Below are 8,765 nucleotides of genomic sequence, written 5' to 3'. Positions count from 1 at the left end.
CCATCGCCGGCAAGCCGGCTCCTACAGGATTGAGTTGTGTCAGTGCATTCGGGGGCGGTCAGGGTCATGCCGTGGCAACGCGTGCGGGTTTGACCGTCGTTTTACGCCCCAACATCACCGTCACGATCACCCCGGCAGCAAACAGCCAGGTGATCGGCTCGATGTGTTCACCGAAGAACAACGCCGAAAACGCGATGGTGAAGAAGATCTGCAACAGCTGGATCTGACTGACCCGGGCAATGCCACCCATGGCCAACCCGGCGTACCAGGCGAAGAAGCCGATGAACTGCGAGAACAGCGAAACATAACCAAAGGCCCACCAGGTCTTGGCCGAGATTTCGCCCTGGTGTTGCAGCGCCAGGTACACCACCGGTCCGATCAACAGTGGCGTCGACAGCACCAGCGCCCAGCAGATCACCTGCCAGCCACCCATCTCCTTGGCCAAGCGACCCCCTTCGGCATACCCCAGACCGCCCACGGCAATCGCGCCGAGCATCAGCAAATCACCGGCCTGAATGCTCCCGGCTCCGCTGATCAACGCGTAACCCAGCACCAGCGCACTGCCCAGCGCGGCGCAGGCCCAGAAGGCTTTCGACGGGCGTTCGTGGGACAACCACGCGGCGTACAGCGCCACGCACAAGGGTTGCAGGCCGTTGACCAGTGCGCCGTGGGACGCGGGCAAGGTTTGCATCGCCCAGGCGGATAAAACCGGGAAGCCGAGGATCACGCCGGCGATCACCAGCGTCAGGCCTTTGACCTGTTTCCAGGTCGGCCATTTTTCCCGGCGCCACAGCAACAACAGCGCCGCCGGAATCGCCGCGAACAGCGCACGGCCGAGGCCGTTGAGCAACGGATGGAGTTCCTGCACGACGATCCGTGTGAAGGGCAGGGTCAGGCTGAAAATCACAACGCCGAGCAGGCCGAGGGCCATGCCGGTGTTTTCGCGCGTGGACATGAGGGGAACCAGAATCGAGGGTGGTGGGAAGTGTCTTCATCTAGCCATAAATCCGGTGGTGGCCGCTGTTACAGCTAGGCGCAGAGTTATCCGTACAGTTGAGGACGCCTTCGCGGGCAAGCCTCGCTCCTACAGGGATCACGCATAACCTGTAGGAGCGAGGCTTGCCCGCGAAGAACGATAACGCCGTAGTAGCTGGTTATTACCCGCCCCTCTGGATAACGACTACCTTGAATACTCCTATGCATTTCCCCAGAGGAGTCCTCCCCATGGCTGCCAAGAAAATCCTGATGCTGGTCGGCGATTACGTCGAAGACTACGAAGTGATGGTGCCGTTCCAGGCATTGCTGATGGTCGGCCACACGGTGCACGCCGTCTGCCCGGACAAATCCGCCGGCCAGACCGTGCGCACGGCGATCCACGACTTCGAAGGCGACCAGACCTACAGCGAAAAGCCCGGCCACCTGTTTGCCTTGAACTTCGATTTTGCCAAGGTCGCTGAAGCCGACTACGACGCGCTGCTGATCCCCGGCGGTCGTGCCCCGGAATACCTGCGCCTGAACGAAAAAGTCCTGGAGCTGGTGCGTGCCTTCGACAAGGCCGGCAAGCCGATCGCCGCCGTGTGCCATGGTGCGCAATTGCTGGCGGCGGCGGGTATTCTGGAAGGTCGCGAATGCAGCGCCTACCCGGCTTGCGCACCGGAAGTGCGCTTGGCCGGCGGTACGTTTATCGATATCCCGGTGACGGAAGGTCACGTTCAAGGCAATCTGGCCACTGCTCCGGCCTGGCCGGCCCACCCGAGCTGGCTCGCCGGTTTCCTCGGGTTGCTGGGCACCAAAATCACGCTGTAACGAGGGACTTTTTCATGTGCGAGCTCTACGTCAAGGCCGACCCGATTCTCTACGAATCGCGCTCCCGCTCGCTGCGCATCTGCGGGGTGGTCACCACCCTGCGGCTGGAGAATCAGTTCTGGGACATCCTCAGCGAAATCGCCGAGGTCGACGGCATGACCACCAACCAGTTGATCGCCAAGCTGTATGAAGAGGTGATGGATTACCGCGGGGAAGTGGTGAATTTTGCATCGTTCTTGCGGGTGAGTTGTACGCGGTATTTGTCGCAACGGCGGGGGCAGGTGCCCGAGTTGTCTGTGGTTCGTGCTGCGGTGAAATAGCGTAGACCGTGTCGATCCCATCGCGAGCAGGCTCGCTCCCACATTGGAATGCGTTCCCCTGTGGGAGCGAGCCTGCTCGCGATGGGGCCGGTTCAGGCGACAAAAATCCACGGCTGGTCTTTACTCTGAAGCGCGAAACCCCTCAATCGCCAAGGAGAAAAATTATGTCTGGATGGTATGAGTTGAGCAAAACCAGCAACGGCCAGTTTCGCTTCGTGCTGAAAGCGGCGAATGCCGAAACCATTCTGAACAGCGAGCACTACACCACTCGCAGCGCCGCCGAAAACGGCATCGCCTCAGTGCAGAAGAACAGCCCGCTGGATGAGCGCTACGAGAAAAAGACTACCAAGGATGGCCATCCGTATTTCAACCTCAAGGCCGCCAACCACGAGATCATCGGCAGCAGCGAGGCCTATTCTTCCGAGGCTGCGCGGGAAAAAGGCATCGCCAGCGTGAAGACCAACGGCCCGACCACCGTGATCAAGGACAAGACCTTGCCGGTGCTTTGAGCACATCTTCCAGACCCAATACAAATCCACTGTGGGAGCTAGCCTGCTAGCGATGGCTGCTGAACATTCGACGAAGATGTTGAATGTCAGGCCGCTATCGCTAGCAGGCTAGCTCCCACATTGGTTTTTTGTGAACTTCGAGATCAGCGCAATGCTTTCAACAAGGTTTGTAACTGGCCAAGGCCATCCTCACCCAACGGAAACACCGGCAATCGCGGATCCCCCACTTCCAGCCCGGTCGCACGCAAGCCGGCCTTGATCGTCGCCGGCAACCCACCCTTCAAAATGAAGTCCAGCAACGGCAACTGGCGATAGAACAGTTCACGCGCCTTGCTCAGATCATTGGCCAATACCGCTTCATACAAATCGAGATTGAGCTGCGCAATCAGGTTCGGCGCCGCCGTGCACCAGCCTTTCGCCCCGGCGGCAAACGCCTCCAGCGCCAGCGGATTGCAGCCGTTGTAGAACGGCACCTGACCTTCGCCGAGCCGTTGCAATTGGTGCATGCGCTGGATGTCGCCGGTGCTCTCCTTGACCATGGTCACGTTGTCCACGGTGTTGACGATGCGCAGGATCAGGTCGACCGACATGTCCGTGCCGCTGGTGGCCGGGTTGTTGTAGAGCATGATCGGTACGCCGATGCTGTCGCCGATGGCGCGGTAGTGGGCGAGGATTTCCGCTTCGCTGAGTTTCCAGTAAGACGTCGGCAAGACCATCACCACGTCGGCGCCATGGGCTTCGGCGAAACGTGCGCGGCGCACCGCTTTGGCGGTGGTCAGGTCGGATACGCTGACGATGGTCGGCACCCGTTTGGCCACGTGCTTGATGCTGAACTCGCTGACCTGGTCCCACTCCGCGTCGCTCAGGTAAGCGCCTTCGCCGGTACTGCCCAGCGGCGCGATCGAGTGGACGCCGTCGTCGATCAGGCGGTCGATGGAACGTCCGAGCGCGTCGAGATCAACGCCTTCGCCATTGGCGGTGAACGGGGTGATGGTGTAGCCGATGATGCCGTGAATCGTTGGGGTCGACATGGCGACGCTCCTCTTGAAAATGCGTGGGTTCAGTTCAGGCAATCGGCGTGTTGGCGCAGGTTCTGCCGAGCGTAGTAGTTGAACGCAGCGCCATGGCGCTTGGGTTTCGAGATCCAGTCGTGGGCTTCACGACCCAGTTCCGGAATGATCGGCTTGATGGTCCCGGCGCTCATCGCCAACAGTTGCAGCTTCGCGGCGCGTTCGATCAGTTGCGCGATCACACAGGCTTCCTCGATGGTCGAGCCGGTGGACAACTGGCCGTGGTGCGACAGCAGGACCGCGCGCTTGTCGCCGAGGGCGCCGGCAATCAGTTCGCCTTCTTCGTTACCGACCGGCACACCCGGCCAGCCTTCGAGAAACGCGCAATCGTCGTAGAGCGGGCAGAGGTCCATGTGGGAAATCTGCAGCGGCACTTCAAGCATCGACAGCGCCGCGACGTGCGTCGGGTGCGTGTGAATGATGCAGTTCACGTCCGGCCGGGCGCGGTACACCCAACTGTGGAAACGGTTGGCCGGGTTGGGCATGCCGTGGCCTTCAAGCACTTCCAGGTCTTCGTTGACCAGCAGCAGGTTGCTGGCGGTGATTTCGTCGAAACCCAGGCCCAGTTGTTGAGTGTAGTAAGTGCCGGGCTGCGGGCCACGGGCGGTGATCTGCCCGGCCAGGCCGGAGTCGTGGCCGTGCTCGAACAGAATGCGGCAGGTCAGGGCCAGCTTTTGCCGGTCGGTCCACGTATTATCTGCCAGGGTATTTTGCATCTGGGTCAGCGCTTGCTTGACCAGTTGCTCTTTGGGTAATGCTAAGGTCTTGGCCATATCGGTGTCCTTTGGGTGGTTCAATGGACGTCGGATTTGCCGTTCACTCGTTGCTCGCAAGGCCTTGGTGAATGCAAATGACACAAATGATGCTATATGACACTTTGTGTCATTGGCAAGGATGAATCGTTGCCTCCTCGATGGATTAATCGTTCTGCATGTCTATCCGTTTGAAATTACTGAGAAAAAAACTGGGCGTGACGCTTGAGGCCCTGGCTGAAAAATCCGGGATGACCAAGAGCTATCTGTCGAAAGTCGAGCGCGGGTTGAATACGCCGTCCATCGCGGCTGCGCTGAAGCTGGCCAAGGCGCTGAACGTCAAAGTCGAGGAATTGTTCTCCGAAGACAGCGTCAGCCTCGACAGCTACAGCCTGGTGCGCAGCCATGAACGTCAGTCGTTGGCGGCCAATGATGAGAGCCCCGGCTATGCGGTGCTGGCGCATCAGGTGAGTGAGCGCAGTCTGCTGCCGTTTATCATTTATCCGCCGTTCGAATTCGCGGACAAAACCTTCAAGGAACACGTGGGGGAGGAGTTTCTGTTTGTCCATGAAGGGCAGGTGGAAGTGGACTTCATGAACGAGCGCGTGCTGCTAGAGCGCGGTGATGCGCTGCACTTCAATGCGCAGAAACCGCACCGGATCCGCTCAGTGGGCGAGGTTCAGGCGCAGTTGCTGGTGGTGGTGCATAGCGCTGAAGAGTGAGCTGCATAACACCGCGCACCCCTGTAGGAGCCGGCTTGCTGGCGATAGCGTTGGGTCAATCAACATCTGCATTGACTGATCCACCGCCATCGCCAGCAAGCTGGCTCCTACAGGGCCGGTGTTACACCTCGACGGGAACGGTGAGATTGGGACTTCCAAGCGCATGCGTCTTCGAATCAAAAAACCGCAGCTCTGATCCGGTCCCCTCAAACACCTTCGCGTAATGCCGTTTCTGATGCTGGATAAACGCCTTGCTGCGCGGATAAATCGAAATCGCCACCACCTTGGGTTTCGCCTGGCGCAGCGCATGAATGATGTGGCTGTCCTGCTCGCCCAGCGCATGCCCGAAGACGCACAAGCCCTCGGCATGCCCCAATAACTGGTCATAGCAAAACGACAGATAATCCGAGCTGCGGATGGTCTTGAGCTTGTCTGCGCTCGGCCCTTCGTTCACAAACAGCGGCACGTCATCCAGCGTCTTGATCGTGTTGTTGATCGCAAAACTGCCCAGCAGCGTGCCTTCGGTCGACATCAGTTTGCGTGCCGTGCCGTCCTGATTGCGCACCAGATGCAACCCGCCGTGCAGGTACAGCAGACGGGTTTTATCGGTCGCCGTGGCGCTCAAATCAAACCCTGGCTCGGCCCCCTGGAACAGGTCGGTGATCGCATCCGGCTGGTGCTGGATCGCCCAGTAGTTGAGCAAGTCATAATTGGTGGTGAACACCGTCCGGTAACGGCCCAGTTCCTGATTGATCGTCGCCAGTGTCGAAGGCACCACCAGTCGCCACGGGATGTGCACCGCGTGCACGGTGTTGATCAGCGCTTCCTTGATCGCGTAGTAGCGATTGCGCGGCGCGGCGGAGCTGACGGCCAGGGCCTTGTTCACCCGGCTGGTGGTTTTCAGCGCCCCCAGCACCTGCTCGAAACTGCGCGTTTGCATCGCGTCGAACACGCTGAGTTCGGACTGGCTCAGGGGTTTTTCTTCGACGGTGCGGGCGTTCTCGAACAGCGAGTCGTAGCCGAAATCGTCCCAGACCGCGCGGCTGGCGCCGTTGCCCACCAGCAGGCCGCTGATCGAGGCGGTGGCGCGCAGGGCGTTCCAGTCTTCTAGTTGGGCATCGACATCCTGGAAATCGGTCATTGCGGTCGTCGTCTCAAAAAGCAAAAGGTCGGATGGGCGGCGACTTTATCACGACCCGGACTTGAGCCAGATCAAGTTAACGCCGCGCCGATGGGTCGATCCTGTGGGTATCCGCCGGATCGAACCACCGATACGGCCCAGACCTGGAGATTCGCCATGAGCAGCACGTTTTTCATCCCCGCCGTGAACGTCATGGGTATTGGTTGCCTGGACGAAGCCATGGACGCCATCGGCAAGTACGGTTTTAAAAAGGCGCTGATCGTCACCGACGCCGGGCTGGCCAAGGCGGGCGTGGCTGCGATGATCGCCGAAAGGCTGGCAATGAAAGACATCGACTCGGTCATCTTCGACGGCGCCAAGCCCAACCCGAGCATCGCCAACGTCGAGAGCGGGCTGGGCCTGCTCAAGGAAAGTCGCTGTGATTTCGTGGTGTCGCTGGGCGGTGGTTCGCCCCACGACTGCGCCAAAGGCATCGCGTTGTGCGCGACCAATGGCGGGCAGATTCGCGATTACGAAGGCGTCGATCAATCCGAGAAGCCGCAACTGCCGTTGATCGCCATCAACACCACCGCCGGCACCGCCAGCGAGATGACGCGCTTCTGCATCATCACTGACGAAACCCGTCACGTGAAAATGGCCATCGTCGACCGCAACGTCACGCCGCTGCTGTCGGTCAACGACCCGGCGCTGATGGTCGCCATGCCCAAAAGCCTGACCGCCGCCACCGGCATGGACGCGCTGACCCACGCCATCGAAGCCTACGTGTCCACCGCCGCCAACCCGATCACCGACGCCTGCGCGCTGAAGGCGATGACGCTGATCAGCAGCAACCTGCGCCTGGCCGTGCGCGATGGCAGCGACCTGGCCGCGCGGGAAAACATGGCTTACGCACAGTTCCTCGCGGGCATGGCGTTCAACAATGCGTCCCTTGGCTACGTGCATGCGATGGCCCACCAATTGGGTGGTTTCTACGACTTGCCCCATGGCGTCTGTAACGCCGTGCTGTTGCCGCATGTGCAAAGTTTCAACGCGCTGGTGTGCGCCGAGCGCCTGACCGACGTGGCCCACGCAATGGGCGCCGATATTCGCGGCTTCAGCCCGGAAGAGGGCGCGCAGGCAGCCATCACGGCGATCCGCAGCCTGGCCAGAGATGTGGAAATCCCCGCCGGGTTGCGTGAACTCGGTGCCCGCCTCAACGACATCCCGACGCTCGCCAGCAACGCCTTGAAAGACGCGTGCGGCGTGACCAACCCACGTGCGGCGGATCAGCGGCAGATCGAAGAGATTTTCCGCAGCGCGTTTTGACGGTCGCACGGTTCGGGCGCAAAGGACGCTATGCTGCGTCTTCGCCCGAACCGACATCGCCGAGCCCTCCATGCTGCAAAAAAGCCTGATCCGCCGTCTCGATCTGATGACCCTTCAACTATTCGTCGCCGTCCACGAAGAAGGCACACTGACCCGTGCCGCTGCGCGCGAAGCGATTGCGGTGTCGGCGGCGAGCAAGCGGTTGATGGAGTTGGAGGAGGCGCTGGGCATCAGTCTATTTGTGCGTCAGGCCAAAGGCATGACCCTGACACCGGCCGGCGAAACCCTGTTGCACCACGCTCGGCAGATGTTGTTCAACGTCGAGAAAATGGGCCTGGAGTTGGGTGAGCACAGCCACGGTATTCGCGGCTATGTGCGGATGCTCGCCAACCTGTCGGCGATCATTCAATTCCTGCCGGAAGACTTGCGGGACTTTTCAGAACGTCATCCGCAGGTCAAGACCGACCTCGAAGAACGCCCCAGTAGCGGGGTGATTCAAGGGGTGCTGGATGGCGTGGCGGACCTTGGAATCTGTTCCAGCGACAGCGATGTGAAAGGTCTGCACAGCGTGCTGTATCGCCAGGACAAACTGGTGGTGCTGATGCTGCCGGACCATCCCTTGGCCAGCCGTTCCAGCCTGGCGTTCGCCGATACGCTGGACAGCGATTACGTCGGCCTGCACGCCGCCAGTTCCATCAACATGCGCACCCACGCAGCCGCGCGGCAGGCGGGCAAAGTGCTGCGGCTGCGGATTCATGTGCCGGGGTTCGATGCGATGTGCCGGATGGTCCAGGCCAACATGGGCATCGGGATTTTGCCGCAGAAGGCTTACGAGTTGTTTGGCCGGGCGCTGGGGTTGCATGCGGTGCCGTTGACGGATGACTGGTCGGATCGGGCGTTGATCATCGTCGTGCGCGATGAAGCGGCGTTGTCGCCGGTGAGCCGGATGTTGTTTGAGCAGTTGCGCCGGCAGGGTTGAGATTATTGTTGGCAGGTCCGGCGCCTTCGCGGGCAAGCCTCGCTCCTACAGGGATCTCGCAAACCTGTAGGAGCGAGGCTTGCCCGCGAAGGCGGACCTGAGGTCGCGACAATCTTCCAGAGCGTTCGCGTTTGGCGAACGCCCGTTGCCAACTGAAGGTT

10 protein-coding genes are annotated in these 8,765 nt (G+C 60.6%); 6 read left to right on the top strand and 4 right to left on the bottom strand.

Translation table 11 applies throughout. From position 1 onward, the window contains the following. Window positions 1-64 precede the first annotated feature (64 nt). Complete coding sequence (locus tag KGB25_RS23935; protein ID WP_223436991.1) at window positions 65-955, bottom strand: DMT family transporter; 891 nt, start codon at window positions 953-955, stop codon at window positions 65-67. Window positions 956-1,224: 269 nt separating this feature from the next. Here KGB25_RS23935 and KGB25_RS23930 point away from each other — a divergent pair, with 269 nt between their 5' ends. From KGB25_RS23930 to KGB25_RS23920, 3 genes are all read left to right on the top strand, one after another. Beyond that, window positions 1,225-1,806: a DJ-1/PfpI family protein gene (locus tag KGB25_RS23930; protein ID WP_192420596.1), complete on the top strand. Its 582-nt coding sequence runs from the start codon at window positions 1,225-1,227 to the stop codon at window positions 1,804-1,806. Window positions 1,807-1,820: 14 nt separating this feature from the next. Further along, window positions 1,821-2,126: a ribbon-helix-helix domain-containing protein gene (locus KGB25_RS23925; RefSeq protein WP_223436989.1), complete on the top strand. Its 306-nt coding sequence runs from the start codon at window positions 1,821-1,823 to the stop codon at window positions 2,124-2,126. A gap of 164 nt (window positions 2,127-2,290) precedes the next feature. Beyond that, window positions 2,291-2,635, top strand: a complete 345-nt coding sequence (locus KGB25_RS23920) for a YegP family protein (protein WP_008025708.1) — start codon at window positions 2,291-2,293, stop codon at window positions 2,633-2,635. Between the two features lie 143 nt (window positions 2,636-2,778). On the opposite strand, the gene KGB25_RS23915 is transcribed toward KGB25_RS23920, so the two are convergent. Together KGB25_RS23915 and KGB25_RS23910 are read right to left on the bottom strand one after the other, a co-directional pair. Then, the gene (locus KGB25_RS23915) at window positions 2,779-3,666 is read right to left on the bottom strand and encodes a dihydrodipicolinate synthase family protein (RefSeq protein ID WP_207286756.1); all 888 of its coding nucleotides are present in this window, start codon (window positions 3,664-3,666) and stop codon (window positions 2,779-2,781) included. A gap of 29 nt (window positions 3,667-3,695) precedes the next feature. Further along, window positions 3,696-4,478, bottom strand: coding sequence for an aldolase (locus tag KGB25_RS23910; RefSeq protein WP_223436987.1), 783 nt, complete (start codon window positions 4,476-4,478; stop codon window positions 3,696-3,698). A gap of 158 nt (window positions 4,479-4,636) precedes the next feature. Here KGB25_RS23910 and KGB25_RS23905 point away from each other — a divergent pair, with 158 nt between their 5' ends. Further along, entirely contained in the window at window positions 4,637-5,179 is a 543-nt protein-coding gene (locus tag KGB25_RS23905; RefSeq protein WP_008039507.1) for a helix-turn-helix domain-containing protein, read from the top strand. A 121-nt stretch (window positions 5,180-5,300) separates the two neighbouring features. On the opposite strand, the gene KGB25_RS23900 is transcribed toward KGB25_RS23905, so the two are convergent. Beyond that, the gene (locus KGB25_RS23900; RefSeq protein ID WP_223436985.1) at window positions 5,301-6,320 is read right to left on the bottom strand and encodes a DUF4917 family protein; all 1,020 of its coding nucleotides are present in this window, start codon (window positions 6,318-6,320) and stop codon (window positions 5,301-5,303) included. A 156-nt stretch (window positions 6,321-6,476) separates the two neighbouring features. Here KGB25_RS23900 and yiaY point away from each other — a divergent pair, with 156 nt between their 5' ends. Beyond that, window positions 6,477-7,625, top strand: coding sequence for an L-threonine dehydrogenase (gene yiaY / locus KGB25_RS23895; protein ID WP_223436983.1), 1,149 nt, complete (start codon window positions 6,477-6,479; stop codon window positions 7,623-7,625). Between the two features lie 70 nt (window positions 7,626-7,695). After that, window positions 7,696-8,604, top strand: a complete 909-nt coding sequence (locus tag KGB25_RS23890) for a LysR family transcriptional regulator (protein WP_223436981.1) — start codon at window positions 7,696-7,698, stop codon at window positions 8,602-8,604. Window positions 8,605-8,765 lie beyond the last annotated feature (161 nt).

Origin of the sequence: Pseudomonas sp. BF-RE-21 (genome assembly GCF_019947305.1) — a bacterium.
Lineage (GTDB): Bacteria > Pseudomonadota > Gammaproteobacteria > Pseudomonadales > Pseudomonadaceae > Aquipseudomonas > Aquipseudomonas migulae.
The sequence above is the reverse complement of the archived record's forward strand: the minus strand, read 5'-3'. Positions and strand labels throughout refer to the sequence as shown.

Excerpts from the sequence above, each read along its gene's own strand:
- KGB25_RS23935 (WP_223436991.1), bottom strand. The coding sequence starts at position 955 with ATGTCCACGCGCGAAAACACCGGCATGGCCCTCGGCCTGCTCGGCGTT.
- KGB25_RS23930 (WP_192420596.1), top strand. The coding sequence starts at position 1,225 with ATGGCTGCCAAGAAAATCCTGATGCTGGTCGGCGATTACGTCGAAGAC.
- KGB25_RS23925 (WP_223436989.1), top strand. The coding sequence starts at position 1,821 with ATGTGCGAGCTCTACGTCAAGGCCGACCCGATTCTCTACGAATCGCGC.
- KGB25_RS23920 (WP_008025708.1), top strand. The coding sequence starts at position 2,291 with ATGTCTGGATGGTATGAGTTGAGCAAAACCAGCAACGGCCAGTTTCGC.
- KGB25_RS23915 (WP_207286756.1), bottom strand. The coding sequence starts at position 3,666 with ATGTCGACCCCAACGATTCACGGCATCATCGGCTACACCATCACCCCG.
- KGB25_RS23910 (WP_223436987.1), bottom strand. The coding sequence starts at position 4,478 with ATGGCCAAGACCTTAGCATTACCCAAAGAGCAACTGGTCAAGCAAGCG.
- KGB25_RS23905 (WP_008039507.1), top strand. The coding sequence starts at position 4,637 with ATGTCTATCCGTTTGAAATTACTGAGAAAAAAACTGGGCGTGACGCTT.
- KGB25_RS23900 (WP_223436985.1), bottom strand. The coding sequence starts at position 6,320 with ATGACCGATTTCCAGGATGTCGATGCCCAACTAGAAGACTGGAACGCC.
- yiaY (WP_223436983.1), top strand. The coding sequence starts at position 6,477 with ATGAGCAGCACGTTTTTCATCCCCGCCGTGAACGTCATGGGTATTGGT.
- KGB25_RS23890 (WP_223436981.1), top strand. The coding sequence starts at position 7,696 with ATGCTGCAAAAAAGCCTGATCCGCCGTCTCGATCTGATGACCCTTCAA.